Raw genomic sequence first — 26140 nt, 5'->3', positions numbered from 1 at the left:
ACGATGGATGCCCGTGGCTCTCACTATCGGAATCGTCGGCCTGCCCAACGTCGGCAAGTCCACCCTTTTCAACGCCCTGACCAAGAACCAGGTGCTCGCGGCGAACTATCCGTTCGCGACGATCGAGCCCAACGTCGGTGTGGTGAACCTGCCGGATCCGCGACTCAGCACGCTCTCCGACCTGTTCCACTCGGAGCGCATCGTTCCCGCCACCGTGAGCTTCGTGGACATCGCTGGCATCGTGCGCGGCGCATCAACGGGTGAGGGGCTCGGTAACCAGTTCCTGGCGAACATCCGTGAGGCGGATGCCATCGCCCAGGTCGTGCGTGGGTTCGCCGACTCCGACGTCGTACACGTCGAGGGCGAGGTCAACCCCGCGAACGACCTCGAGACGATCGGCGCCGAACTGATGCTCGCCGACCTTCAGACGCTCGAGAAGGCGATCACGCGCTACGAGAAGGAGGTGCGCGGGCGCAAGCTCGACGGTGCCGTGCTCGAGGCTGCGAACGCCGCGAAGGAGTCACTGGAGCGGGGTGTGCTGTTGTCGGCATCCGGCGTCGACCTCGAGCCGATCAAGGAGCTCGGCCTGCTGACCGCCAAGCCGTTCATCTTCGTGTTCAACGTCGACGAGTCCGTGCTGACGGATGCCGCACGCAAAGCCGAACTCGCCGCGTTGGTCGCGCCCGCCCAGGCCGTCTTCCTCGACGCCAAGATCGAGTCGGAGCTGATCGACCTCGACCCCGAGGACGCCGCGGAGCTTCTCGCCTCGACCGGCCAGGACGAGAGCGGGCTCGACCAGCTCGCTCGAATCGGATTCGACACGCTCGGCCTGCAGACGTTCCTCACCGCGGGTCCGAAGGAATCTCGCGCGTGGACCATCCACAAGGGCTGGAAGGCGCCGCAGGCCGCCGGCGTGATCCACACCGACTTCGAGAAGGGCTTCATCAAGGCGGAGGTCATCTCGTTCGACGACCTCGTCGAGCTCGGCTCGGTGCACGAGGCGCGCGCACACGGCAAGGCGCGTCTCGAGGGCAAGGACTACGCCATGCAGGACGGCGACGTTGTGGAGTTCCGCTTCAACAACTGAGCCTGTCCACGGCGGGCTAGAGTGCTCGGATGACCGACGACGGTGTTCCCAGCGACCTGTGGACCGATGTGCAGGCGGAGCACTACGACGACGCTTCCGATGATCCGTTCGCGGCGGAGACTCTTGAGGCGACGAGCGCATTCCTCGCCGACCTGGCAGGCTCCGGGCCCGCCCTGGAATTCGCCATCGGCACGGGGCGGGTCGCGATCCCGTTGCACGCCCTCGGTGTCGAAGTGCGCGGCATCGAGTACTCCGAGGCGATGGCCGGGCGGCTGATGCGCAAGACCCGGGACATCCCCGTCGTCATCGGCGACATGGCGACGACCCGCATCGACGGCGAGTTCTCGCTCGTCTACCTCGTCTTCAACACCATCGGCAACCTGTACACGCAGGATGCCCAGGTCGAGTGCTTCCGCAACGCGGCACGTCACCTCGCTCCTGGGGGGCGATTCGTGGTCGAGGTCGGGGTGCCGTCATTGCGATCCCTTCCGCCAGGACAGATCGCGGTGCCGTTCGACGTGGGCGAGAGTCACGTCGGCTTCGACACCTTCGATCTGGTGAGCCAGCGGGCCATCTCCCACCACTACACACGCAGGGAGGACGGCTCTTTCGACTACGTGCCGCACAACTACCGCTACGTGTGGCCGGCCGAGCTCGACCTGATGGCGCGGCTCGCGGGACTCGAGTTCGAAGCGCGATACGCCGACTGGGACAGGTCTCCGTTCACCGCGGAGAGCACCTCGCACGTCTCGGTGTGGAGGATGCCCAGCGCGGCCTGACCATGCCAGAGCGGCCCGAGGCACGAACGATGTTTCCGAAGGTCGATGGGGATCTGGATCCCGCCACATCGCGGCGGTGACCGCCCTTCAGCACGAGTACATCGCTCCCTCGCATACGTCCTCATCGCATCGGCATGGATGCACCGCGTGCAGCCTCGCACCATGTCGGCCGCGCATGCCATGATCGCTTCATGCCCGAATCTCCCGAGGTGCAGGCGCTTGTCGAGTTCGTCGGCGAGCGCGTGGTCGGCGATGGCATCAGCAGCTTCGAGATTCTCGACTACCCGGAGTACAAGACGCGAGCCGTCGCGCCCTCGACCGTCCTTGGCCTGCCCGTCGCCGCGGTCCGCAGGTTCGGCAAGTACGTCGACCTCGACGTCGGCGACCACCATCTGGTGATCAGCTTCGGCCGTGGCGGCTGGTTCGTGTGGCGGGATGACAACGATGCGGGCCATGCAACGGGCGATGACCAGGTTCCCGACGACGGCGTGGCGGTCGAGGTGCCAACTGTCGCACGGCTGAGCTTCGCGGACGGCAAGGGCTTCGACGTGATCAACGCCGGCGGCTATCGCAGCGGCGGAATCTGGATCGTGGATGCCCCGACCGAGGTTCCCGCGATCGCGAAGCTCGGCCCCGATCCTGTCGACCCGTCGTTCTCACGCGAGTTGTTCGACCGGCCGATCGTCGGCCGCCGCAAGCAGCTGAAGGCGATCCTGCAGGAGCAGACCTCGTTCGCGGGCATCGGGAACGCCTACTCCGACGAGATCCTCTTCGTCGCGCGGCTCTCACCCGTCATCCACGCGTCCGAGCTGTCGACCGACGACCTGGACCGCCTCTACGACGCGATCCGCACCGTGCTTCGCGACGCGATCGATGCACGACGAGGCATCCCTTTGGACGGACTCAAGCAGGCGAAGGTCGACGCCATGCTGGTGCACGGCCGCGGCGGCGAGCCCTGCCCGGGAGGCGGAACTGTGCGTGACTTCATGTTCGGGGGGACATCCGCCCAGTACTGCCCGGAGTGCCAGACCGACGGCGCGATCCTGTGAAGCAGTGGGACCGGGCGTCCAACATGCGTCGGGTCGCCCTGTCTGAGGAGGCGATCTATGGGCTCATCCTCGTCACGGGCATGATCGTTGTGAGCAACTCGCTGACCGGATCATCCGCCGATGCTCTCATCACGGTCGTGGTGACTGTCGTGGTGTTCTTCGCAGCCCACGTCTACGCCGGAACGATCGCGCACCTCGGAACGACCCACGGCCACGGCGACTTCCGCATCAGCATCCTGTCCGCCATGCAGCACTCGCTCGGCATGCTCGCCGCATCGGTCATCCCCATCGTGATCCTGCTGCTCGGCGTCGTTCACCTGCTGAACGATCAGGTTGCGATCTGGGCGGCGCTCCTCGTTGACACACTGCTGCTCGGAATCCTCGGTTGGTTCGCGGTGTCCAGGTGGTCGCCGAGCTTCTGGGTGCGACTCGCTAGCGCGCTGACCACCGCGGCCTTCGGTGGCGTGCTCTCGTTGCTGAAGGCCGTCATCCACCACTGAGCCGCGCGTCCGAACGCCTGCCGTTGCGGGTCCATGCAGGCCCTGCCACGCTTGACGGGTGCCCGACGCGCTGTTCGACGACCCACGCTTCGCCAGGCTCTACGACCCGCTCGATCCGGATCGCAGCGACCTGGATGCCTACCTCGCCATCGCCGCGGAGTTCGGCGCGCACACGGTGCTCGATGTCGGATGCGGCACCGGTGCGTTCGCCTGCCTCCTCGCCGAACACGGTTACTCGGTGACGGGGGTGGACCCCGCCGGGGCGTCCCTGGACGTTGCGCGCGGCAAGCCCCACGCCGAGAAGGTGAGATGGCTGGGCGGCGATGCGACGACCTTGCCCGCGCTCGCCGCTGACATCGCATTCATGACGGGGAACGTCGCCCAGGTCTTTCTCACCGACGAGGACTGGGCGGCGACACTCGCGGGCATCCGCAATGCGCTTCGAGATGGCGGTCGGTTCGTCTTCGAGACGCGTGACCAGCAGAAGGAGGCGTGGCGCGACTGGGGAAGGGACTCGACCTACGTCGACACGGAGATCGACGGCGTCGGCCGGGTGCGCACATGGACCGATGTCACCGAGGTCGCGCCGCCCTTCGTCACGTTCGAGAACACGCTGATCCTGCCGGACGGGGACATCCTGTACTCGACCTCGACGCTGCGGTTCCGCAACCGCGAGGAGGTCGAGGCGTCACTGGCTCGAACCGGATTCGTGGTCGACGACGTACGCGACGCCCCTGACCGGCCTGGCAAGGAGTTCGTGTTCGTCGCTCGCAAGGCGTGATGGTGGGGTCTCGATACGCGGGCCGCTACGCGGCGCGCTACTCGACCAGCGGGGGCGGGGCTAGTTCGTGCCGGCGTGCTCCACGCTCATCACGAGGATGACCCGGTCTGCCTTGTCCGCCGGCACCTGCACGTCGGCGTCGCCGTACCGCCTGCCCAGTCGCACGTAGAACTCGCCCTCCGGGTCAGGGATGACGTCGACCAGACGACCACGCAGCTCGAGGTAGCGGTAGAAGTCGGCATCGCGCACCACAGCGAGGCTCATCGCGGGGTTGCGCTGCAGGTTGCGGAACTTCTGCCGCTTCGTGGTGTGCGTGAATCGAATGTTCTCGCCGTCGAACTCGAACCACATCGGGTTCACCTGCACCGTGTCATCCGGGCGGACCGTGCCGAGAAAGCCGAAGTTCGGCTCGGTCAGCATGGGAAGGAGGTGGGCGGGGATGATCTCGGATGCCGTCATCCCACCATCCTGCCGGAGTGACGCCGGGCCCGCGTTCCGACCTCTAGGGCTCGGGCTCAGAGCGAGCGCACGACGGCGACGGACTCGGCCAACGCCTCCGCGGCGCGTTCGAGATCGGATGCCGAAGCATCGGTCCAGCTGAACCGGACGGCTGTGGTCGCGAGCTCGTCGGGCAGCCCGATCGCGGTGAGAACGTGGGACGGGTCGCTCCGGCCGGCCGCGCACGCCGACCCGCTCGAGGCGATCACGCCGCGTCTCTCCAGCTCGAGCAGCACGGTCTCGCCGTTCACGCCGTCGATCACGAATGACGCGTGGCCGGGAATGCGCTCGGTCGGATGCCCGGTGAACCGCGCACCAGGCACCGTGGTCAGCACCCGAGACGCGAACCCGTCGCGCACCTGGTCTGCTGGTACACCGGTGTGAGGTGTTGCCCCGGTATCCCCATCGCAGGCATCCCCATCGGCGGCATTCCCGTCGGCTGCCGTCGCGGAGGCGTATGCAGCGCCCAGCGCGCTCGCCAGCGCAACCGCGAACGCGACGTTCTCGGTGCCGGAGCGCCGGCCGCGCTCCTGGCCGCCGCCGCTCAGCAGTGGCTCGACGGGCATCCCGCCGCGCAGGAAGAGGGCGCCGGATCCCTTCGGTGCTCCCACCTTGTGACCCGAGAACGACAGCGCGTCGACCCCGAGCTCCCGCACGTTCAGCGAGAGCCGGCCGGCGGCCTGCACAGCATCGGAGTGGAACCGCGCGCCGACGTCGTGAGCAGCCGATGCCAGCGCGGCGACGGGCTGCACCGTGCCGATCTCGTTGTTCGCGTACGCGATGCTGACCAGTGTGGTGTCCGGCCGCAGCACAGAGCGCAACGCGTCGACGGTGACCCGTCCGAACTCGTCGAGGGGCACGAGGCTCACGTCGAACCCGTGCACCCGTCGAAGGTGATCGACGGATTCGAGCACCGCCTCATGTTCTGTCGCAGCGGTCACAATGTGCCTGCCACGAGGCGCCCCGAGCGCGATGCCCTTGATCGCGAGGTTGTCGCCCTCGGTCCCGCCCGACGTGAACACGACCTCGGAGGCGCGACAGCTCAGTACCCGCGCGACCTCGGCACGGGCATCAGTCAACGCGACGGCGGCCCGTCGTCCGAGCTCGTGCGTGCTCGACGGGTTGCCGAAATCGCCGGAGAGATACGGCCACGCCGCCTCCAGCGCTTCGCGACGCACCGGCGTGGTGGCCGCAGCGTCGAGGTAGAGCACGGGATTCGTGGTCATCCGATCGTGACGTCGAGCCCGATGTCGAGGGAGCGCACGCTGTGCGTGATCGCGCCGACCGAGATGACATCGACTCCCGTACCGGCGATCGCCGCGACCGTGTCGAGGTTGACGTTTCCGCTCGCCTCGATGATCGCGCGCCCGGCGACCAGGGCGACGCCTTCGCGCAGCTCGTCGATCGTGAAGTTGTCGAGCATGATCGTGTCGACTCCGCCAGCCAGCACGGGCTCGATCTGGTCGATGCGGTCGACCTCGACCTCGATGTGGGTGGTGTGGCCGAGCCTGCCGCGTACGGAGCGGATCGCGTCGGTCAGCGACATACCGCCTGCGGTGAGCACCGCGAGGTGGTTGTCCTTCGCCATCACCGCGTCGGAGAGGGAGTTGCGGTGGTTGCGACCGCCTCCGCAGACCACGGCGTGACGTTCGAGAGCGCGCAGGCCCGGCGTGGTCTTGCGGGTGTCGACGATGCGGGCATCCGTTCCGGTGGTCAAGGCCACGTACTTCGACGTCAGCGTCGCGATGCCGCTCATGCGCTGCACGAGGTTGAGGGCGACCCGTTCGGCGCGCAGGATGCCCCGTGCCGACCCCTTCACGCGTCCGAGGGTCTGTCCCTTCTCAAACGCATCCCCGTCCGCCACGAGCAGCTCCACGACGAGCGAAGAATCGACCGCGTGCATGGTGCGCTCCACCACTTGGCCGCCGGCGAACACTCCGGGCTCGCGAGCGACGAGCTCGGCCGACGCCGTCGCCTCGGCTGGGATGAACAGCTCGCTCGTGACGTCGCCCCACGGCGCGTCCTCGTCGAGTGCGGTCTGCACGACGCGGTCGATGATCTGTGTGGTCAGCACGCGGCGACCGCCTTTCCGGCAATGCCCTCCCGGGCGAAGATGAGCTCATCGGCGTCGCCGATGATGACGGTGTCGCGGATGACGAGGCTGTGTTCTGCGACCTCGGCGGTGTCGGGGAAATCGCTACGGTAGTGGGCACCGCGCGACTCCTCGCGGGCGAGAGCCGCACGCGCGATCAGCGTGCCGAGCGTCAGCAGGTTGCGGTCCTCGTGCTGCGGCACAGTGAGCGGGGCGGATGACCGTGCTGCAAGCTCCTCGAGTCGCTCGACCGCTGCCTCGAGTCCCTCGCCGTCGCGCTCGACGCCGACGTTGTGCCACATGACGTCTCGCACCTGGTCCCCGAGGCTCCTGTCGGCACGATGTCCGGCGGCCGACTGCTCGGAACCGCCGAACCGGCTCGCGACGCCAGGGACCCGCTCCGTCGTCTGCTCAGTGCGGGACAGTGGAAGGTCGTCCGCCCCGATGGCGTCCACCGCACGTGCGGCGAAGACGAGGCCTTCGAGAAGGGAGTTGGACGCCAGTCGGTTCGCACCCTGCGCACCCGTGCACGCGACCTCCCCGACGGCGAAAAGTCCGGGCAGGCTCGTGCGCGCCCAGGCATCCGTCTTCACGCCGCCCATCCAGTAGTGCGCCGCAGGCGTGACGGGGATCGGCTCGTGCGCCCAGTCGAACCCGGCCGCACGAGTCGCAGCCTGGATCGTCGGGAACCGCGTGGCAAGGAAGTCGCGGCCGAGGGCCGTCGCGTCCAGCAGCACGGGCACCCCGCCCTGCGCGGTCATCGTCGCAGCGATGGCCCTTGCGACGACGTCGCGCGGTGCCAGCTCGGCGTCGGGATGCACCCGCGTCATGAACCGTTCGCCACGGGCATCCAGCAGCACGGCACCCTCGCCTCGCACGGCCTCGGAGACCAACGTTCCACCGGGGATCGCCAGCGCCGTCGGGTGGAACTGGTAGAACTCCAGGTCGGCGAGCTCGGCACCCGCCCGCCACGCGGCAGCGATGCCATCGCCGGTCGCTACCGCGGGATTGGTGGTGTGCGCATAGAGCCTGCCAGCGCCGCCGGTCGCCAGGATGACCGCCTCGGCGGGCAGCGTCGTGGTTACTCGGCCGTCGAAGGTTCGCACCCCCGTCACCCGACCGCCGTCGAGCACGAGGTCGGTGAGCACGGCGTTCTCCACCACGCGCACGCCGGATGCCGCCAGCAGCGCGAACAGCGACAGCTCGATCGCCCGGCCTGTCGCGTCTCCGCCCGCGTGCAGCACCCGTGCCCGCGAGTGCGCCGCCTCCAGCCCACGTGCAAGGGCATCGCCGTCGCGGTCGAACGGCACACCGAAGCGGATCAGCTCGCGCACGAGCCCTGGGCCCTCCGTGCAGAGGATGCGCACGGCATCCTCATCGTTCAGGCCCGCTCCGGCGCGCAACGTGTCTGCGATGTGCAGCTCGGCGCTGTCGTCGTCGAAAAGTGCAGCGGCGATGCCGCCCTGGGCATAGAGCGTGTTGCTCTCCGTCGCCGCAGACTTGGTGACGACAGTCACCTCAGCGAAGGCGCTCGCGCGCAGTGCCGCGGTGAGCCCGGCGATGCCGCTGCCCGCCACGATCACGCGAGGTCGGTTCATACGGGTCGCACTGCTTACTATCCCCCCGGCCACGTCATGCCGCCATCGTCGTGTCGGGGCGCGCGGCGAGCATCCGCTCGAGCGCGACCCTGGCGTCGGCCGCAACCTCGGCCGAGACGCTCACCTGGTTGACGACCTCGCCGGCCACGAGCGACTCGAGCACCCACGCGACGTAACCGGGGTGGATGCGGTACATCGTCGAGCACGGGCACACCACCGAGTCGAGGCAGAAGATCGTGTGCTGCGGATATTCGGCGGCCAAGCGCTGCACCAGGTTGATCTCGGTGCCGATCGCGAACGTCGAGCCCGCGGGCGCTGCCTGGATGGCTTTCACGATGTAATCCGTCGAGCCGTACTCGTCGGCCGCGTCGACGACCTCCATCGAGCACTCGGGGTGCACGATCACGCGCACGCCGGGGTGATCAGCCCTCGCCTGCTCGATCTGCGACACCGAGAACCTCTTGTGCACGGAGCAGAAGCCCTGCCAGAGGATGACCTTCGCCGCGTTCAGCGACTCGACATCGTTGCCGCCGAGGCTCTTGCGCGGGTTCCACATCGGCATCAGCTCCACGGGGATGCCCATGGCCTTCGCGGTGTTGCGGCCCAGGTGCTGGTCGGGGAAGAAGAGCACGCGCTTGCCGCGCTCGAACGCCCACCGCAGCACGGTCGAGGCGTTCGACGAGGTGCACACGATGCCGCCGTGGCGGCCGCAGAATGCCTTGAGCGCGGCGGACGAGTTCATGTAGGTGACGGGAATGACGGATGCCGTTCCCTCGGCATCCATCTCGCCGCCGCTCTGCTCGTCGGCATACACCTCCATCAGCTGCTCCCACGCCTCCTCGACGGAGTCGATGTCGGCCATGTCGGCCATCGAGCACCCGGCCGCCAGGTTCGGCAGGATCACGCTCTGCTCTGCCGACGTGAGGATGTCGGCCGTCTCGGCCATGAAGTGCACGCCGCAGAAGACGATCGCCTCTGCCTCGGGGTGGGCCTTGGCGGCGTTCGCGAGCTGGAAGGAGTCGCCGACGAAGTCCGCGTACTGCACCACCTCGTCGCGCTGGTAGAAGTGGCCGAGAACCATCACGCGGTCGCCGAGCCGCTCCTTGGCCACGCGGATGCGATCCGCCAGCTCGGCGGCCGAGGCGTCGCGGTAGAGCTGCGGCAGTTCGCCTTGTCGCGGGCTGTCGGCGGGGATGGGGTCGTCCATGGATGCGCCGGGCCCATACCCGGGCATCCCGAGGTCGAAGGTCCATGGTGCTTCGACAAGATCGGGCGTGCAGGTCTCACCGGACTCCTCACCCGTCTCGATGAGACGGATGGTGCGGTCGACCGAAGCGACGAGCGTCATGTTCGATGCCTTCTTTCGTGTGGTTCGGGGGAGCTCGGATGCCCGAGCGGAGTGAGTGGTTCCGCTCCCTGAGCGAGTGGAGCGAGTCGAAGGGTCATGGGTGCGGCAGCGGTCCGTTGTCGGCGAGGTCGACCGATGCGTCGTAGCGGTAGAGCTTCGGAGGACGATGCCGTGCGCCCGTCACGCGCTCGCCGGTGTCGACGAGGGCGTCGGAGGTCTCCATCGCCCTGCGGAAGTTCGCCGGGTCGAGGCGCTTGCCGAGCACGGCCTCGTGCACCTCGCGCAGCTGTGAGAGCGTGAACGTCTCGCCGAGCAGGGCGTGGGCAATGCGCGAGTACTCCATCTTCGTGCGCAGCCGCCAGAGGGCGTAGTCCACGATGAGATTGTGGTCGAATGCCAGCGTCGGCAGCTCGTCGGCGGCGAACCACCGCACGTTCTGGCCCACCGTGGCGCGGGCGGCCTCGTCCGATCCGACGAGCGCCCAGTACACGACGGAGACCACCCGAGCGGCGGGGGAGCGGTCTACGTCCCCGAACGCGTACAGCTGCTCGAGGTAGCGCGGCGCGAGGCCGGTTGTCTCGCCGAGCGTGCGACGAGCGGAATCCGCGAGACCCTCGCCCGCAGCCAGCGGCCCGCCAGGAAGCGCCCACTTGCCGTCGAACGGATCACGGATGCGCCGCACGAGAGGGAGCCAGAGTGTCGGGCGTGCGCCCTGAGCGCCGAACCGGTCATCGGTTCGAAGCGTGAAGATGACCGTCGAGACGGCGAGACTGATCGCTGCGGCGCTCGTCGAGCCGTCGCGTTGTGAGTCGCTGAGTGCTGTGTCGTCTGCCATCAGAGTAAAGGTTTGTTTGACCTGAACTCATAATACACCTTTGTGTCGCATCGACCAGAACCGAGACCTTCACAGCGGGACTCGGTTCTGTGCGAAGAGTGCCGATAGGCTGAGCGCACAACCGAAGATCGGGCCACACGGTCGATGCGGGAGAGTCTGCGCGAAGCATCAGCGCAGACACCGAAGGAGCAATCCTCCCCGACAATCTCTCAGGTATCCCTACCGCGTCGAACTGGCCACTCTGGAGAGCAGATCGCGGCATCCCGCCACGGTCTCGCCCAAGGTGAAAGCGCGGGCGCCCGCCCGCGCGAATCTCTCAGGCCTTCATGACAGAGGGGGAGTTCCCACGCACACCGACGTGTGCGGCCTCTCGACCGGCCTGTGGTCTCCTCCGGGAGTCCCGAGGGCTGCGAAGCAGATCGGAGAACTCCCATGGCTCAGCTCTCGCCGCTGAACGACGCACACGTTGCGGCAGGCGCAAGCTTTACCGACTTCGCCGGCTGGCAGATGCCGGTTCGGTACTCGAGCGATCTCGCCGAGCACCATGCCGTTCGCACCGCCGCCGGACTCTTCGACCTCTCCCACATGGGCGAGATCGTCGTGCTCGGGCCGCAGGCCGCCGACGCCCTGGACCGTGCGCTCGCCGGCCGCCTCTCGGCTCTCGAGCAGGGACAGGCGAAGTACACGCTTCTTCTGAACGAGGCGGGCGGCATCCTCGACGACCTCGTGGTGTACCGCACCGGCGCGGATCGATTCGTCGTCGTGGCGAACGCTGCGAACCGGCAGACGGTCGCCGACGAGATCACGCGGCGTGCGGCATCCTTCGACGCCGGCGTCTACGACGAGTCGGGCGACATCGCCCTGATCGCGATCCAGGGCCCGCGCGCGCTCGAGATACTGCAGAACGTCGAGGAGCTCGGGCTCGAAGCGGGCGACGACCGACCGGAGGATCGTGAGGATCCCGACATCGAGAGCGCCCTGGCGGCACTGAAGTACTACCGGTCGCTGTCCGGCACATTCCAGGACCATCCCGTGCTCATCGCCCGCACGGGCTACACCGGCGAGGACGGCTTCGAGCTCTACGTCGCACCCGACAACGCGCCGGCGCTGTGGGATGCGCTGCTGGAGACGGGGGCGGGAGCCGGCCTCGTTCCCGCCGGGCTCGCCAGCCGCGACACGTTGCGACTCGAAGCAGGCATGCCGCTGTACGGGCACGAGCTCACCGACCGCACTCAACCCTCGCAAGCCGGACTGGGGCGGGTCGTCGCTCTCGACAAGCCCGGCGACTTCGTCGGGCGAGCTGCGATCGAGGAGGGCGCCCCTGAGGATGCCCGGGTGCTCGTCGGCCTCGCCGGCTCAGGAAAGCGCGCGGCCCGTGCCGACTACCTCGTCTTCGCCCGTGGGGGCGACGGCGAACCCGTCGGCCGAGTGACCTCCGGCGCATTATCGCCGACGCTCGGTCATCCGATCGCGATGGCCTATGTCGATTCCGAGCACAGCGCCCCCGGAACCGATCTCGACGTCGACGTGCGCGGAACCCGCGTCTTGTTCACCGTGACCGATCTCCCGTTCTACCGCAGAAAGAAGAACTGACATGGCACTGCCAGCAGACCGCCGCTACACGGCAGAGCACGAGTGGGTGCTCGTCGATGGCGACATCGCGACCGTCGGCATCACGGAGTACGCGGCCGACAAACTGGGCGACGTCGTGTTCGTCGACCTTCCCGCGGCCGGAAGCGACGCCGCCGAAGGCGCAGTCGTCGGCGAGATCGAGTCCACCAAGTCGGTCGGCGAGCTGTTCGCCCCGGTCAGCGGCGAGGTCGTCGCGATCAACGACGCCGTCGTCGACGCGCCCGAGCTGGTCAACTCCGACCCGTTCGGCGAAGGCTGGCTCGTGAAGGTGCGCGTCGCCGATGTCGCCCGCATCGAAGACCTGCTGGATGCCGCAGCCTACGCGGCCCTCACCGGCGCCGAAGCGTGAGCGCGGCATCGGATGAGCAGGGTGGCGTGACCGGCGAAGTAAGCGTCGAACCTGGCGGAGTCGAGAGCGGCGACCTCGTCGTCGGAGCCCTCCGCGGCTCGTTCGTCGACCGGCACATCGGTCCGGACGACGACGCGACGACGCGCATGCTGGCGACCCTCGGCTTCGACTCCGTCGACGAGCTCGTGCGCGTGGCCGTGCCAGAGGGCATCCAACTGCCCGCCGATGTCGATCTTCCCGGGCGCACGCTTCCCCGAGAGGGAGTGAGCGAACGTGAGGCGCTGCGCGAACTGCGGCGGCTGGCATCCAGGAACACGGTCAACACGTCTTTCCTGGGACAGGGCTACTACGGCACCATCACGCCGGCGGTCATCCAGCGGAACGTGCTCGAGAACCCGAGCTGGTACACGGCGTACACGCCCTATCAGCCGGAGATCTCGCAGGGGCGTCTCGAGGCCCTGATCAACTTCCAGCAGATGGTGTGCGACCTCACCGGGCTCGACATCGCGAACGCGTCGATGCTCGACGAGGGAACGGCCGTCGCGGAAGGGATGCTCCTCGCACGTCGGGCGTCCCGTGCGAAGTCCAACGTCTTCCTCGTCGACACGGACGCTTTTCCGCAGACGCTCGCGATCCTCCGCGGCCGCGCGGCCGCGGTCGGAATCGAGCTGGTCGAGCTCGACCTCGCCTCGGCCGATCCTGCCGAGCTGCCCGAGGCGTTCGGCGCGTTCGTGCAGTACCCGGCGGCGTCGGGACGGGTGTGGGACCCGACCGGGGTCATCACCGCCGTGCACAGCGCGGGAGGTCTCGCGGTCGTCGCGGCCGACTTGCTGGCGCTCGCCCTGCTCAAGGAGCCGGGTGCGCTCGGCGCCGACATCGCCGTCGGCACGACCCAGCGTTTCGGCGTGCCGATGGGATTCGGCGGACCGCACGCCGGCTATATGGCGGTGCGAAGCGGACTGGAGCGGCAGCTTCCCGGTCGTCTCGTCGGCGTCAGCCAGGATGCTGCCGGCAAGCCCGCCTACCGCCTCACCCTGCAGACGCGCGAGCAGCATATCCGCCGCGAGAAGGCCACCAGCAACATCTGCACTGCACAGGTGCTGCTGGCCGTGATGGCGTCGATGTACGCGGTCTATCACGGACCACGGGGCATCCGCGCGATCGCGCAGAGCGTTCACAACACGGCGTCGGCAGCGGCGCATCGGCTGACGCAAGCGGGCGTCGAACTCGTCCACGACGCCTTCTTCGACACCATCGCCGTGCGGGTCGCCGGTCGTGCCGGCGAGCTGGCGGCCGCCGCTCATGATGCCGGGCTCCTCGTCGCTGCCGCGGATGCTGACACCGTGACGGTGGCATTCGACGAGGTGACCGCATCGGACGGCGCCGAGGTCGAGCGGCTCCTCGTGCGGGTGTTCGGCCTGGAAGCCGCAGACGTCACGGCCGCAGGAGCGCCATCGGTCATCCCCGGGACGCTGGTGCGCACGAGCGACTACCTCGCGCATCCCGTCTTCGCGTCGTACCACTCGGAGACGGCGATGATGCGGTACCTCAAGCTGCTCGCCGACCGAGACTACGCGCTCGATCGAGGCATGATCCCGCTCGGCTCGTGCACCATGAAGCTCAACGCGGCGACCGAGATGGCGGCCGTGACCTGGCCCGAATTCGCGCAGCTGCACCCGTTCGCGCCGTCGTCCGACTCCGCCGGCTACCTCGATCTGATCGCCGAGCTGGAGACCTGGCTCGCCGAGCTCACCGGTTACGACACCGTCTCGCTGCAGCCGAACGCAGGCAGCCAGGGCGAGTTGGCCGGATTGCTCGCCATCCGCGGCTATCACAACGCGAACGGCGACACCCACCGCACGGTCTGCCTCATTCCGCAGTCCGCACACGGCACCAACGCCGCCTCTGCTGTGCTCGCCGGCATGCGCGTGGTCGTGGTCGCGACGGATGCCTCGGGCAACGTCGATCTCGACGACCTGCGCGCCAAGGTGGCCGAGCACGCAGTCGAGCTGGCCGCGCTGATGATCACCTACCCGTCGACGCACGGCGTCTACGAGCACGACGTCGTCGACGTGATCAAGGCCGTGCACGCCGCAGGCGGACAGGTCTACATCGACGGTGCCAATCTCAACGCACTGCTCGGCTACGCCCGCTTCGGCGACTTCGGCGGCGACGTCTCGCACCTGAACCTGCACAAGACTTTCTGCATCCCGCACGGCGGTGGTGGTCCAGGGGTGGGCCCTGTGGCGGCGAAGGCGCACCTGGCACCGTACCTGCCAGGGCATCCGCTCATGCAGTCGAACGACCACGTCGGCTACGCCCACGACGGTGCGCCCGTCTCTGCCGCGCCGTACGGAAGCCCGAGCATCCTGCCGATCTCATGGTCCTACGTGCGGATGATGGGCGCTGACGGCCTCGCACGCGCCACGGGCGCCGCCGTCGTCTCCGCCAACTACGTCGCCTCCCGCCTCAGGGAGCACTTCCCTGTGCTGTACGCGGGGGAGCGGGGGTTGGTGGCGCACGAGTGCATCCTCGACATCCGGCCCCTCACCGATGCCACGGGAGTCACCGTCGACGATGTCGCCAAGCGCCTCATCGACTACGGCTTCCACGCCCCGACGATGAGCTTCCCCGTGGCCGGCACGCTCATGGTGGAGCCGACCGAGAGCGAGGACCTCGCAGAGCTCGACCGATTCGTCGAGGCGATGATCTCGATCAAAGCCGAGGCGGATGCCGTCGGGTCTGGCACCTTCCCCGTCGACGACAACCCGCTGCGGGGAGCCCCGCACACCGCGGAGTCGATCGTGGGGGAGTGGACGCACCCCTACTCCCGCGAGCAGGCCGTCTACCCGGTTCCCACCCTGGTGCGCACCAAGTATTGGCCGCCGGTGCGTCGCATCGACCAGGCATGGGGCGACCGCAACCTGTTCTGCGCCTGCCCGCCGCCTGAGGCGTTCGCCTAGCCCCACCTCAGCCCGAGACTGCATCCTCGCGCCAAGGCGGAAGGTGAAGCCCGCTTGGATGGCGCGGAGATGCAGTCTCGCGGGACGCCGCTGGTCAGCCCTTCGGGGCAGGCCCGAAGACGCCCGGGAAGAGGGCAGCCGCGAGCGGGTAGCCGACGAAGGAGACGATGTCGAGCAGACTGTGCGCGACGACGAGCGGCGCCGTGCGGCCCCAGCGGCGGTAGCACCAGCCGAACACGACGCCCATGATCGCGTTGCCGAAGAACGGGCCGATGCCCTGGTAGAGGTGGTAGCTGCCCCGCACGAGCGCCGAGGCGATGATGATCCACCACGAGTTCCACCCGAGCTGTCGCAACCGTGTGAAGAGGTAGCCGACCATGATCACCTCCTCCTGCAGAGCCGCGCGCACTGCGGAGAGCACGAGCACCGGCACCGTCCACCAGTAGGTATCGATCGGGGATGCCTGCACGTCGACCGTGATGCCGATCGCACGACCCACCGCGTACAACGCGATTCCCGGAATGCCGATCACGAGGAACAGAACCACCCCGCCGCCGAGATCGCGCCACGGCCGGGTCCAGTCGAGGCCGATGCGACGGAAGCCGCTGCGCGTCGGCTGCCAGAGCAGGTAGATGACGAGCGCGACGGCCATCAGCGAGAACGCAATGTCGAGCAGCTGATACGTGAGATCGAGCCACGGCGTCGGCGACTGCGACGGATTGAGCTGTGTGCTCTGGTTCTTCAGCGGCGTCGGCGCAGCGAGCCGCTGGATGATCGTCAGAATCGAGTAGACGGCCGATTGTCCGAGCGAGAGCCCGAGTACGATCGCGACTTCCCACCACAGCCGCGGCCGCTCGCTTCGGGTTACCGGCACCTCGGCGAGAAAGGATGACCGAGCCCGCGCCGACTCCGCGTCTGACGTCATGCGGCCATCCTTCCATCCGTTGCGGACGCCACCTCGGTCGGCACGGTCTCCCGGGCTTCGGATCCCCGACGTCGGGTGTGCACGACACGATTGCCGCCCGGCAGCGCCTCTGCTCAAATGTTGCAAATGGCGCTTGTTTCAAGCACCGCCTGTGCATGTCGCGCACGATTTCGTCGCGATGGTTACTAGCACGTAACGGTTTGTACCGCCATTTTGCTCGTCCTCAACCCCGTGAATTATCTTCATTGCTATCTCGTGTACACCACGGCCCTCTGGTTCGTCGTGTGCCAAAAATGCATTCAGGAGGAAAATTGAAGATCACGCGAAAGCGTCTGCGCCCATTGCTGGGTGCCGTCGCGGTCGCCGCCGCCGCGGGCATTGCGCTCGCCGGCTGCACGACGAGCACGCCCTCCAGCGAGGCGTCGTCGGGCGGTAAGACCATCACCGTGGCTGAGGTCAACGAGGCGACGTCGTTCAACTACAACACTCCCCAGGGAAACCTGGACACGAACGGCTTCATCTGGCAGATGACGCAGCCGCAGTTCTTCACCCTGCAGGGTGACGACTACAAGGTCGTTCCCAACACCGACCTCGGCACCTACAAGAAGCTCAGCGACAGCCCGCTCAAGGTCGAGTACACGCTGAACAGCAAGGCCAAGTGGTCCGACGGCGTCCCGATGACCGCCGACGACCTGGTGCTCGGTTGGGCACAGAGCGTCTGCTACTACGACTCGGCGAAGTTCGACGCCACCGGCAAGGTGACCAGCGGCACGCAGTACTTCGTGACCGCTGCCGGCTGCCCGTTCGCCACGAACCTTCCGACGGTGAGCAACAACAACCGCACGATCACCTTCACCTACGACCAGCCCTACGTGGACTGGAACCTGGTGAACCCGATCCAGTTCCCGGCGCACGCGGTGGCCAAGGAAATCGGCGTGAGCACCAAGGACCTCACGAACGCCTTCCTGACCACTCCGAAGGGCGACCCGAACAACCCGGCCGCGCCGAACCAGACCATCGAGAAGGCCGCCAAGCTCATCAACACGGGCTATGACGCGACCGCGCTGCCGAAGGACAAGAACCTTCTGATCTCCGGCGGCCCGCTGCAGGTGTCCGCGTGGACGCCGAAGCAGTCGATGACCTTCGTGCCGAACAAGGAGTACGTGGGCAGCCACGCCGTGAAGTTCGGCAAGCTGGTCATGCGCTTCATCCCCGACGCGAACGCTCAGGTGACGGCTCTTCAGAACGGCGAGGTCGACGCGATCCAGCCGCAGGCGACAGCCGACACGGTGAAGGCACTCAAGGCGATCTCGAACGTGAAGATCGTCCAGGGCGACCAGGCCGCGTACGACCACCTCGACCTGAACTTCAAGTCGCCGACCTTCAGCGACCCGACGGTTCGACAGGCCTTCCTGCTGACGATCCCGCGTGAGGACATCCTCAAGGCCATCGTCACGCCGATCAACCCCAAGGCCGAGGTTCTGAACTCGCAGGTCTTCCTGCCTGGTCAGGACGGCTACGACGCCAGCGTGCAGGCCAACGGCTCGTCCGCTTACAACGCGGTGAACATCGCCAAGGCGAAGCAGCTCCTCGCGGGCAAGACGCCGACCGTCAAGATCCTGTACAACACCGAGAACCCGAACCGCGTTGACTCGTTCCAGGCCATTCAGGCCTCGGCGGCCAAGGCCGGATTCAACGTGGTGGACGGCGGATCGCCGCAGTGGAGCTCGCTCCTCTCTGGTGGCGACTACGACGCGTCGATCTTCGGCTGGGTGAACCCAGGCGCGGGCAACGCGCAGCTGCCGCAGCTGTTCCAGATCGGCAACCCCGGTAACTACAACAACTTCAACGACCAGCAGGCCAACGACCTCGCTGTGCAGTCGCAGACGACGCTGGACCCGTCGAAGTTGCTGGACATCAAGAAGCAGATCGACGCGAGGACGTTCGCCACGGCGTACGGTCTCCCGCTGTTCCAGCTTCCGGGTCTGTTCGCCTACACGAGCGGTGGTGTCAAGGGCATCCAGTTCTTCGGTGGACAGAACGGCATCTTCTGGAACTTCTGGACCTGGACCAAGTAGTCCGGCGTTCGAACTGATCCACTAAGATCGCTCAATCGCGCGGGGCGTCGAACCGACATGGTTCGACGCCCCGTCGCTGGGCATTGCCCTTCACGGGCGTAGTATCTGGTGACGCACACCGGCAATGACGCCGATCGACGTGGTCGCGCCTCCAGCTAACAGAGGTTCTTCTTCCATATGGTGAGTTACATTGCGAGACGCATCGGCGTCTCGATCCTGATCCTGATCGCCGCGTCGTACATCATGTACGTTCTGACGGCACACTCGGGTGATCCGCTCCAAGACCTGGAGGGGAGCAACAACCCGAACAAGCAAGCGCTGATCGACGCTCGCACTCAAGCGCAACACCTGAATCTGCCGGCGACCCTACGCTGGCTGCTCTGGCTCGGCGGCGTCGCACGCTGCATCGTCCCTGTGGGCGGTGGATGCGACCTCGGTTCCACCTTCCAGAACCAAGAAGTGGCACAGCTGCTGCCACAGGCCATGCTGTCGACGCTCCAGCTCGTCACCCTGGCCTTCGTGCTGGCCGTCGTGCTCGGCGTCGCGCTCGGCATGATCACGGCGCTCCGCGCCTACAGCGGATTCGACTACTCGATCACGCTGGTCAGCTTCTTCCTGTTCTCACTGCCGTCGTTCCTGATCGCGGTGCTCCTGAAGAGCTTCATCGCCCTGGACTACAACAACTTCCTCGCCGACCCTCACCTGTCGCCTCTCGCTCTGGCGATCTGGGGGATCATCGTCGGGTTGATCGTTCAGCTGATCGTCGGCGGAAACTTCCGCAAGCGGGCACTGACCTTCCTGATCTCCGGTGCCGCGACCGTGCTGGTGCTCTGGTACATGTCGGCGACGAACTGGTTCGTCGAGCCCTCGCTGGGCCCGGTCGTCGTCATCGTGTTCTGCGCGGTCATCGGATTCGGCTTCGTCGCACTGCTCGCCGGCCTGCACAACCGCAAGGCGTGGATCACGGCAGGCATCAACGTGGCGATCGCGATCGTCGCCTACTTCGGCCTGCAGGGACTGCTCAACGTCTCGAGCATCGGAACCCTGCTCATCCTCGGAATCGTCGCGATCGCGGTCGGCCTGCTCGTCGGGTTCTTCGTCGGTGGCTACGACCGCGGGCTGATGATGCGGATCGGTGCTTTCACGGCGTTCTTCACCTCCGGTGTGATCGTGCTCGACCGCTTCATGCGATCGTGGCCCGCCTACATGGACGTCACGAATCACCGTCCGCTGGCTACGGTCGGATCGGCCACACCCGGTCTTGAGGGCGACGTCTGGATCACCGGTCTCGACACCTTCAGCCACTTCCTGCTTCCGACCCTGAGCCTTCTCGCGATCAGCTTCGCGAGCTACACGCGGTACGCCCGCTCCGGAATGCTCGAGGTGCTCGGTCAGGACTACGTGCGCACGGCGCGCGCGAAGGGCCTGCCGGAGCGCACCGTCATCGTGCGGCACGCGTTCCGCAACATGCTCATCCCGATCACCACCCTGGTGGCCACCGACATCGGCGCCATCTTGGGTGGTGCCGTCATCACGGAGTACGTGTTCGGCATCAGCGGCATGGGCCAGCTGTTCATCGCCGGCCTGTTCCGAACAGACGTCAATCCGGTGATGGGCTACTTCCTCGTCGTGGCGATCACGGCCATCACGTTCAACTTCCTGGCGGACCTGACCTACTCGGTCCTCGACCCCAGAGTGCGTGTGCGATGAGCGGCGAGACGAACGACACGCAGACCGCAGCGGAGGTGGCGGCATGAGCACGATCCAGGGCAACATTCCCGAGCCCGGCCTGAACGACGGCAAGGTCGACCTCCCCGACCTCGAGGGCGGCAAGAAGGGCGAGAGCCAGGGGCGGCTCATCTTCCGGCGGTTCATGAGGAACCGGCTGGCTGTCGTCGCCTTCATCCTGTACGTGGCGATCCTGGTGTTCGCCATCTCGGCGATCGGTCTCGGCCCGATCCCGGGTTGGTGGCATTACACCTACAGCGAGCTCAACAATCTGGTGAACCAGGGTGCGCCGACCTTGAAGCTGTGGCCGTTCAGCCTCGGTGAGCATCCCTTCGGCCAGGACCGCATCGGCAAGGACTACTTCGCGCTCACCATGCGCGGCATCGAGAACTCCGTGCTGGTGATGCTGGTGATCGGCATCTTCGCGACGGTGCTCGGTGTGATCGTCGGCGCCATCGCGGGGTACTACCGCGGCTGGGTCGACGCGGTGCTGATGCGCATCACCGACATCTTCATCGTGATCCCTGCGCTCGTCGTCGGCGCCATCGTCGGCCGCACGGCCAACGGCCTCGGAGCGTTCGGGCTCGCGGCCTTGCTCGCGCTCGTCTCGTGGATGGTGATCGCGAGGCTCGTGCGCGCGGAATTCCTCGCGCTGAGAGAGCGGGAGTTCGTCGAGGCGGCACGTGTCGCCGGAGCGTCGGACACCCGAATCATCTTCCGGCACATCTTGCCCAACGCCATCGGCGTGATCATCGTCTCCTCGACGCTGCTCATCGCCTCTGCCATCCTGCTCGAGACGGCGATCAGCTACCTCGGCTTCGGCATCAAGGCGCCGGACTCATCGCTCGGCCTGCTGATCAGCCAGAACCAGAGCGCGTTCAGCACGCGCCCGTGGCTGTTCTGGTGGCCAGCCCTCTTCATCGTGCTGCTCGCGCTGTGCGTCAACTTCGTGGGAGACGGACTCCGCGAGGCGTTCGACCCGCGGCAGCAGCGGTTCAGCCTGCGTCGCACCCAGGAGCCTGAGCCCACCGAAGACCAGGGCGCTGCAGCCGTCGCGACGGCGATCGCGACGGAAGACGGCACGGATGACGGACCGTCCGGCGGCAAGGCGGAGAGCTAAGTGAACGCCACCGCACAGCGGCTGCGACTACAGCGCGAACACCAGAACGGTGCCGGCGAGCAGCACGAGCAGCGCGCCGTTCAGCCACCAGTGCACACGGATGCCGACGGGCGTCTGGTCGGCGATGCCCGCCTCGATGCGGCCGGACTCACGCAGCCGCGCCCATCGCTCGCGAATCAGGTAGGCCACCTGGCCCGACTCGCTGGCGACCAGGTCGCCGGGACGGATCGTGCCGTCGCTGCCGATCGGGGCCATCGCCACCTCGCCATGCCGCTGCTTGCGCTGCGCGATGGCGGCACCGGTGCGACCTGGCGCGGGAGCGGCCCACGCGCTGTAGCGGTGACCTGGCGTGAAGAGCGTCAGGGCGAACCGGGTGTCCACATTGATGAGCGCGGGCCACGGAACCGTGATGGTGCGGAACACGTTGCGCACCTCGATGGTGTCGTCGTCGATGCTGACACGCGGGCGCCACAGCGCGACCCACGCGGCAAGAGCGACGAAGACGACCGGAACGATCACGAACGGGTCGCGCAGTTCGCCGTGCGACCAGATGTAAGCGACAAGGGCCCCGGCAGCCAGCGCCCACGCAACGACCGCGAGCACGCGGTTGAATCTCGAAACGAAAACATCACGGTCGACGGCCGCGGAATCCTGCATGACTCCATCGTGTCAGCTTCCGCGCTCCGTGCCGTGCACGCACGACTCGCGGCTCGTACGAGCCGAGAAGGGGCCGCCGTCTGATGGCACCGGAGAACAACACCCCAGTACTGCAGGTGGCAGACCTCAGCGTCGACTTCGCCGTCGACAACGTCTGGGTTCCCGCCGTGAAGAAGCTCAACTACTCGATCAAGCGCGGCGAGGTGATGGCGCTCGTCGGCGAGTCGGGCTCCGGCAAGTCGGTGAGCTCCATGTCGGTGCTCGACCTGCTGCCCCGCAACAGCAGGGTCAGCGGCTCGATCAAGCTGAACGGGCGCGAGCTGCGCGGACTGAACCCCGCGCAGATGCACGCGATCCGCGGCAAGGACATCGCCGTGATCTTCCAGGAGCCCATGACGGCCCTGAACCCCGTGCTCACGGTCGGCTTCCAGATCATCGAGACACTGCGCATCCACTTCGGCATATCACCGCACGAGGCGAAGGACCGCGCCATCGAGCTGCTTCGACTCGTCGAGCTGCCCGACCCGGTGAAGGCGTTCAACTCGTACCCGCACCAGCTCTCAGGTGGCCAACGGCAGCGTGCCATGATCGCGCAGTCGATCTCGTGCGACCCCGGCCTGCTGATCGCCGACGAGCCGACGACCGCGCTGGATGTCACGGTGCAGGCCGAGATCCTCGATCTGATCCGCAACCTGAGCGACAAGCTCGACTCCGCTGTGCTGCTGATCACCCACGACATGGGCGTCGTCGCCGACCTCGCAGACCACGTCGCGGTCATGCGTCAGGGCGAGGTTGTCGAGGCAGGGCCGACGCTGCAGATCTTCCGCGAGCCGCAGCATCCCTACACCAAGGCGTTGCTCGACGCCGTGCCGCACCTCGGCCAGGGCTCCGAAGGCGGCGACATCGACATCACCGTCGCCCTCGCAGCCGTCGCGCTCGACGAGTCGGAGACGTCGACAGCTCTTCTTCAGCAGATCGAGGTCAACGAGCGCGCACTGGAAGAGGCGCAGCACGTCGCCGAAGAGCTCGATCAGCGTCAGACGGTGCTCGACTTCAAGGACACGATCATCGAGTACCCGGGCCACGGTCGCGTGAAGGCGTTCCGCGCCATCGACGGCGTCGACCTCACGGTGCACCAGGGCGAGGTGATGGGTCTGGTCGGCGAGTCCGGTTCGGGCAAGACGACCCTGGGCCGCGCGGCGATCGGTCTGCTGCCGATCACGTCGGGGAGCCTGAACGTCACGGGCGTCGACCTCTCGCAGTGGAACCGCAAGCGGGTGCGCCAGGTGCACAAGAACGCGGGAATCGTCTTCCAGGACCCTGCGTCCTCGCTCAACCCGCGCATGACGATCGGCCAGTCGATCGGCGAGCCGCTGCTGCTGGCGAACGGCGTCAAAGGCCGTGCGCTCGACCGCGAGGTCAGCGCCCTGCTGGAGAGCGTCGAGCTGCCGAAGTCGTACATGACCCGGTATCCGCACGAGCTCTCCGGCGGTCAGAAGCAGCGCGTCGGCATCGCGCGTGCGCTCTCGCTGCACCCCGACCTGCTCATCGCCGACGAGCCGACCTCGGCGCTCGACGTCTCCGTGCAAGCGACGGTGCTCGAGCTGATCAAGAACCTGCAGCGCGAGTTCCAGTTCGCCTGCCTCTTCATCACCCACGACCTCGCAGTCATCGACGTGCTCGCCGACCGCATCGCCGTCATGCACCTCGGCCGCCTCGCCGAGGTGGGCACGCGCGACGAGATCCTGCGCAACCCGCAGGACCCGTACACGCAGCGCCTCATCGCCGCCGTGCCGCTGCCCGACCCGGAGGTGCAGCGCGAGCGGCGCGAGCTGCGTGCGCGCATTCTCGCTGCCGGCAGCGACGAGTACAACGACCCGTCGCTGCATCCCGGGCCGGGGGAGTACGCGGAGCCCGCGCACTACGCGGCCTCGGAGGGCTATGACGACGGTCGGGACGACCCGTCGCGCGACAAGGACGGGCGTCCGACCGACTGAGTCGATGCCTCGGTCTCCGCTGGCGCGGGGCCGAGGCATCCTCCGGTAAACTCGACGAGGCGGGTTTTCGTCTCGCCATTCGCCGTGCCCGCAAACCGCCTCAGGCTTGTCGAGCGCTTCCATCGCCCGCGCCGCAGCGGGCGGACACCCCTTCTTCCAGTTCGAGGACTCCGCCATGGCCATCCGCTCCCGCACCGATCTGCGCAACGTCGCGATCGTCGCCCACGTCGACCACGGCAAGACGACGCTCGTCGACGCCATGCTCAACCAGACGCACTCGTTCGCCGAGCACGCTCACGTCGAAGAGCGTGCGATGGACTCCAACGAGCTGGAGCGTGAGAAGGGCATCACGATCCTCGCCAAGAACACGGCGATCTCATACAACGGAAAGCACGCCGCGGAGCACGGCAAGGGCAACCCGGTCACGATCAACGTGATCGACACCCCCGGGCACGCCGACTTCGGCGGCGAGGTGGAGCGCGGCCTGTCCATGGTCGACGGCGTGGTTCTGCTGGTGGATGCCAGCGAGGGCCCGCTACCGCAGACCAGGTTCGTGCTGCGCAAGGCGCTCGAGGCGAAGCTGCCGGTCATCCTCGCCGTGAACAAGACGGACCGACCGGATGCCCGCATCGAGGAGGTCGTGCACGAGAGCCAGGACCTGCTCCTCGGCCTCGCCTCCGACCTCTCGGACGACGTGCCCGACCTCGACCTCGACGCGATCCTCGACGTTCCCGTCGTCTACGCGTCAGGCAAGGCCGGCCGTGCCTCCTCGAACCAGCCGGGGAACGGCGAGCTGCCGGACAGCCCGGACCTCGAGCCCCTGTTCGACGCGATCCTGACGCACATCCCCGCACCGACCTACGACGACGAAGCGCCCCTCCAAGCCCACGTCACGAACCTCGACGCGTCGCCGTTCCTCGGCCGGCTCGCGCTGCTGCGCGTGTTCAACGGCACCATCAAGAAGGGCGAGACCGTCGCCTGGGTGCGGCACGACGGCGACGTGCACAACGTGCGCGTCACCGAACTGCTCATGACGAAGGCCCTGGACAGGTACCCGGCGGAGAGCGCCGGCCCCGGCGACATCGTCGCGGTCGCGGGCTTCGCAGACATCATGATCGGTGACACGCTCGCCGACCCGGAAGACGTTCGACCGCTTCCGGCCATCCACGTCGACGACCCGGCGATCTCGATGACGATCGGCACGAACACCTCGCCGCTGGTCGGCAAGGTGAAGGGCCACAAGCTCACGGCCCGCATGGTGAAAGACCGCTTGGACCGCGAGCTGGTCGGCAACGTCTCCCTGCGCGTGCTCGACATCGGACGCCCGGACGCCTGGGAAGTGCAGGGGCGCGGAGAGCTCGCGCTCGCCATCCTCGTCGAGCAGATGCGCCGTGAGGGCTACGAGCTCACGGTGGGCAAGCCGCAGGTGGTCACCAAGCGGGTCGACGGAAAGGTGCACGAACCGTACGAGCACCTCACCGTGGACGCACCTGAGGAGTACCTCGGCGCGATCACCCAGCTGCTGGCCGCGCGCAAGGGCCGCATGGAGAACATGTCGAATCACGGCACGGGCTGGGTGCGCATGGAGTTCATCGTGCCGTCCCGCGGTCTCATCGGCTTCCGTACCGAGTTCCTCACGATCACCCGCGGTACGGGCATCTCGAACGGCATCTCCCACGGCTACGGCGAATGGGCGGGCCCGATCGTCACGCGCAGCAACGGCTCCATCGTGGCCGACCGTGCTGGCGTGGTCACGCCGTTCGCGATCATCGCGCTCCAGGAGCGCATGACGTTCTTCGTGAACCCGACCGAAGAGGTCTACGAAGGCATGGTGGTCGGTGAGAACTCACGTGCCGACGACATGGACGTGAACATCACCAAGGAGAAGAAGCTCACCAACATGCGGCAGTCGACCGCCGACAACTTCGAGTCGATGACGCCCTCGCGCCAGCTGACTCTCGAGGAGTGCCTCGAATTCGCTCGCGAAGACGAGTGCGTCGAGGTGACGCCCGAGATGGTGCGCATTCGCAAGGTGATCCTCGACCAGCAGACCCGCGGTCGTCAGACGGCCAGGCTGAAGCGCGAGACGCAGAGCTGAGCCGGCGCGGCCGAAAGGCACTCGTC

The 26140-nt window shown here is 67.2% G+C and carries 21 protein-coding genes and 2 riboswitches; of the genes, 13 read left to right on the top strand and 8 right to left on the bottom strand.

The window, feature by feature from the left end:
• Window positions 1-13: 13 nt before the first annotated feature.
• From ychF to ACYVDN_RS07135, 5 genes are all read left to right on the top strand, one after another.
• Window positions 14-1087: a redox-regulated ATPase YchF gene (gene ychF / locus ACYVDN_RS07155; protein WP_460569845.1), complete on the top strand. Its 1074-nt coding sequence runs from the start codon at window positions 14-16 to the stop codon at window positions 1085-1087.
• Between the two features lie 29 nt (window positions 1088-1116).
• Window positions 1117-1866, top strand: a complete 750-nt coding sequence (locus ACYVDN_RS07150; RefSeq protein ID WP_460569843.1) for a class I SAM-dependent DNA methyltransferase — start codon at window positions 1117-1119, stop codon at window positions 1864-1866.
• 191 nt (window positions 1867-2057) lie between these two features.
• Window positions 2058-2915 (top strand): Fpg/Nei family DNA glycosylase, encoded by an 858-nt coding sequence (locus ACYVDN_RS07145; RefSeq protein ID WP_460569841.1) that lies wholly within the window; start codon window positions 2058-2060, stop codon window positions 2913-2915.
• Window positions 2912-3415 (top strand): hypothetical protein, encoded by a 504-nt coding sequence (locus tag ACYVDN_RS07140; protein WP_460569839.1) that lies wholly within the window; start codon window positions 2912-2914, stop codon window positions 3413-3415. The genes ACYVDN_RS07145 and ACYVDN_RS07140 overlap by 4 nt, the downstream gene beginning before the upstream one ends.
• Window positions 3416-3473: 58 nt before the next feature.
• A complete protein-coding gene (locus tag ACYVDN_RS07135; protein ID WP_460569837.1) occupies window positions 3474-4196 on the top strand; it encodes a class I SAM-dependent methyltransferase in 723 nt (240 codons plus the stop codon).
• Window positions 4197-4256: 60 nt separating this feature from the next.
• Here ACYVDN_RS07135 and ACYVDN_RS07130 read toward each other — a convergent pair whose 3' ends face one another.
• From ACYVDN_RS07130 to ACYVDN_RS07105, 6 genes are all read right to left on the bottom strand, one after another.
• Window positions 4257-4655 (bottom strand): PPOX class F420-dependent oxidoreductase, encoded by a 399-nt coding sequence (locus ACYVDN_RS07130; RefSeq protein ID WP_460569835.1) that lies wholly within the window; start codon window positions 4653-4655, stop codon window positions 4257-4259.
• Window positions 4656-4711: 56 nt separating this feature from the next.
• Window positions 4712-5905 carry a cysteine desulfurase family protein gene (locus ACYVDN_RS07125; RefSeq protein WP_460572275.1) on the bottom strand — a complete coding sequence of 398 codons (1194 nt, stop codon included), beginning with the start codon at window positions 5903-5905 and terminating at the stop codon, window positions 4712-4714.
• Window positions 5906-5916: 11 nt separating this feature from the next.
• Entirely contained in the window at window positions 5917-6768 is an 852-nt protein-coding gene (gene nadC, locus ACYVDN_RS07120; protein WP_460569833.1) for a nicotinate-nucleotide diphosphorylase, read from the bottom strand.
• Window positions 6762-8384 carry an L-aspartate oxidase gene (locus tag ACYVDN_RS07115; RefSeq protein ID WP_460569831.1) on the bottom strand — a complete coding sequence of 541 codons (1623 nt, stop codon included), beginning with the start codon at window positions 8382-8384 and terminating at the stop codon, window positions 6762-6764. The genes nadC and ACYVDN_RS07115 overlap by 7 nt, the downstream gene beginning before the upstream one ends.
• Before the next feature lie 34 nt (window positions 8385-8418).
• Window positions 8419-9732: a quinolinate synthase NadA gene (gene nadA, locus ACYVDN_RS07110; RefSeq protein WP_460569829.1), complete on the bottom strand. Its 1314-nt coding sequence runs from the start codon at window positions 9730-9732 to the stop codon at window positions 8419-8421.
• A 94-nt stretch (window positions 9733-9826) separates the two neighbouring features.
• Window positions 9827-10567: an NUDIX hydrolase gene (locus ACYVDN_RS07105; RefSeq protein ID WP_460569827.1), complete on the bottom strand. Its 741-nt coding sequence runs from the start codon at window positions 10565-10567 to the stop codon at window positions 9827-9829.
• A gap of 137 nt (window positions 10568-10704) precedes the next feature.
• Window positions 10705-10802, top strand: a riboswitch (glycine riboswitch).
• A 1-nt stretch (window position 10803) separates the two neighbouring features.
• Window positions 10804-10907, top strand: a riboswitch (glycine riboswitch).
• A 92-nt stretch (window positions 10908-10999) separates the two neighbouring features.
• Between ACYVDN_RS07105 and gcvT the strand changes: the two genes are divergently transcribed.
• The 3 genes from gcvT (at window position 11000) to gcvP (ending at window position 15511) form a co-directional block, all read left to right on the top strand.
• Entirely contained in the window at window positions 11000-12160 is a 1161-nt protein-coding gene (gene gcvT, locus ACYVDN_RS07100) for a glycine cleavage system aminomethyltransferase GcvT (RefSeq protein WP_460569825.1), read from the top strand.
• Window position 12161: 1 nt separating this feature from the next.
• Window positions 12162-12548, top strand: coding sequence for a glycine cleavage system protein H (gcvH, locus tag ACYVDN_RS07095; protein ID WP_460569823.1), 387 nt, complete (start codon window positions 12162-12164; stop codon window positions 12546-12548).
• Between the two features lie 146 nt (window positions 12549-12694).
• Entirely contained in the window at window positions 12695-15511 is a 2817-nt protein-coding gene (gene gcvP / locus ACYVDN_RS07090) for an aminomethyl-transferring glycine dehydrogenase (protein WP_460572273.1), read from the top strand.
• Window positions 15512-15605: 94 nt separating this feature from the next.
• Here the strand turns inward: gcvP and ACYVDN_RS07085 are convergent, their stop codons facing one another.
• Window positions 15606-16436, bottom strand: a complete 831-nt coding sequence (locus ACYVDN_RS07085) for a CPBP family intramembrane glutamic endopeptidase (RefSeq protein WP_460569820.1) — start codon at window positions 16434-16436, stop codon at window positions 15606-15608.
• A 311-nt stretch (window positions 16437-16747) separates the two neighbouring features.
• Between ACYVDN_RS07085 and ACYVDN_RS07080 the strand changes: the two genes are divergently transcribed.
• The 3 genes from ACYVDN_RS07080 (at window position 16748) to ACYVDN_RS07070 (ending at window position 21362) form a co-directional block, all read left to right on the top strand.
• Window positions 16748-18514, top strand: a complete 1767-nt coding sequence (locus tag ACYVDN_RS07080) for an ABC transporter family substrate-binding protein (protein ID WP_460569818.1) — start codon at window positions 16748-16750, stop codon at window positions 18512-18514.
• 177 nt (window positions 18515-18691) lie between these two features.
• Entirely contained in the window at window positions 18692-20224 is a 1533-nt protein-coding gene (locus tag ACYVDN_RS07075) for an ABC transporter permease (RefSeq protein WP_460569816.1), read from the top strand.
• 43 nt (window positions 20225-20267) lie between these two features.
• Window positions 20268-21362, top strand: a complete 1095-nt coding sequence (locus tag ACYVDN_RS07070; protein ID WP_460569814.1) for an ABC transporter permease — start codon at window positions 20268-20270, stop codon at window positions 21360-21362.
• Window positions 21363-21389: 27 nt separating this feature from the next.
• Here ACYVDN_RS07070 and ACYVDN_RS07065 read toward each other — a convergent pair whose 3' ends face one another.
• Window positions 21390-22019: a PH domain-containing protein gene (locus ACYVDN_RS07065; protein ID WP_460569812.1), complete on the bottom strand. Its 630-nt coding sequence runs from the start codon at window positions 22017-22019 to the stop codon at window positions 21390-21392.
• A gap of 83 nt (window positions 22020-22102) precedes the next feature.
• Here ACYVDN_RS07065 and ACYVDN_RS07060 point away from each other — a divergent pair, with 83 nt between their 5' ends.
• Together ACYVDN_RS07060 and typA are read left to right on the top strand one after the other, a co-directional pair.
• Complete coding sequence (locus ACYVDN_RS07060; protein ID WP_460569810.1) at window positions 22103-24016, top strand: ABC transporter ATP-binding protein; 1914 nt, start codon at window positions 22103-22105, stop codon at window positions 24014-24016.
• 175 nt (window positions 24017-24191) lie between these two features.
• Complete coding sequence (gene typA / locus ACYVDN_RS07055; RefSeq protein WP_460572271.1) at window positions 24192-26114, top strand: GTP-binding protein TypA/BipA; 1923 nt, start codon at window positions 24192-24194, stop codon at window positions 26112-26114.
• Window positions 26115-26140 lie beyond the last annotated feature (26 nt).

The organism is Humibacter soli, assembly GCF_054779035.1.
The sequence above is the reverse complement of the archived record's forward strand: the minus strand, read 5'-3'. Positions and strand labels throughout refer to the sequence as shown.

Excerpts from the sequence above, each read along its gene's own strand:
- ACYVDN_RS07150 (WP_460569843.1), top strand. The coding sequence starts at position 1,117 with ATGACCGACGACGGTGTTCCCAGCGACCTGTGGACCGATGTGCAGGCG.
- ACYVDN_RS07145 (WP_460569841.1), top strand. The coding sequence starts at position 2,058 with ATGCCCGAATCTCCCGAGGTGCAGGCGCTTGTCGAGTTCGTCGGCGAG.
- ACYVDN_RS07130 (WP_460569835.1), bottom strand. The coding sequence starts at position 4,655 with ATGACGGCATCCGAGATCATCCCCGCCCACCTCCTTCCCATGCTGACC.
- ACYVDN_RS07115 (WP_460569831.1), bottom strand. The coding sequence starts at position 8,384 with ATGAACCGACCTCGCGTGATCGTGGCGGGCAGCGGCATCGCCGGGCTC.
- nadA (WP_460569829.1), bottom strand. The coding sequence starts at position 9,732 with ATGACGCTCGTCGCTTCGGTCGACCGCACCATCCGTCTCATCGAGACG.
- ACYVDN_RS07105 (WP_460569827.1), bottom strand. The coding sequence starts at position 10,567 with ATGGCAGACGACACAGCACTCAGCGACTCACAACGCGACGGCTCGACG.
- gcvT (WP_460569825.1), top strand. The coding sequence starts at position 11,000 with ATGGCTCAGCTCTCGCCGCTGAACGACGCACACGTTGCGGCAGGCGCA.
- gcvH (WP_460569823.1), top strand. The coding sequence starts at position 12,162 with ATGGCACTGCCAGCAGACCGCCGCTACACGGCAGAGCACGAGTGGGTG.
- gcvP (WP_460572273.1), top strand. The coding sequence starts at position 12,695 with ATGCTGGCGACCCTCGGCTTCGACTCCGTCGACGAGCTCGTGCGCGTG.
- ACYVDN_RS07085 (WP_460569820.1), bottom strand. The coding sequence starts at position 16,436 with ATGACGTCAGACGCGGAGTCGGCGCGGGCTCGGTCATCCTTTCTCGCC.
- ACYVDN_RS07075 (WP_460569816.1), top strand. The coding sequence starts at position 18,692 with ATGGTGAGTTACATTGCGAGACGCATCGGCGTCTCGATCCTGATCCTG.
- ACYVDN_RS07070 (WP_460569814.1), top strand. The coding sequence starts at position 20,268 with ATGAGCACGATCCAGGGCAACATTCCCGAGCCCGGCCTGAACGACGGC.
- ACYVDN_RS07065 (WP_460569812.1), bottom strand. The coding sequence starts at position 22,019 with ATGCAGGATTCCGCGGCCGTCGACCGTGATGTTTTCGTTTCGAGATTC.
- ACYVDN_RS07060 (WP_460569810.1), top strand. The coding sequence starts at position 22,103 with ATGGCACCGGAGAACAACACCCCAGTACTGCAGGTGGCAGACCTCAGC.
- typA (WP_460572271.1), top strand. The coding sequence starts at position 24,192 with ATGGCCATCCGCTCCCGCACCGATCTGCGCAACGTCGCGATCGTCGCC.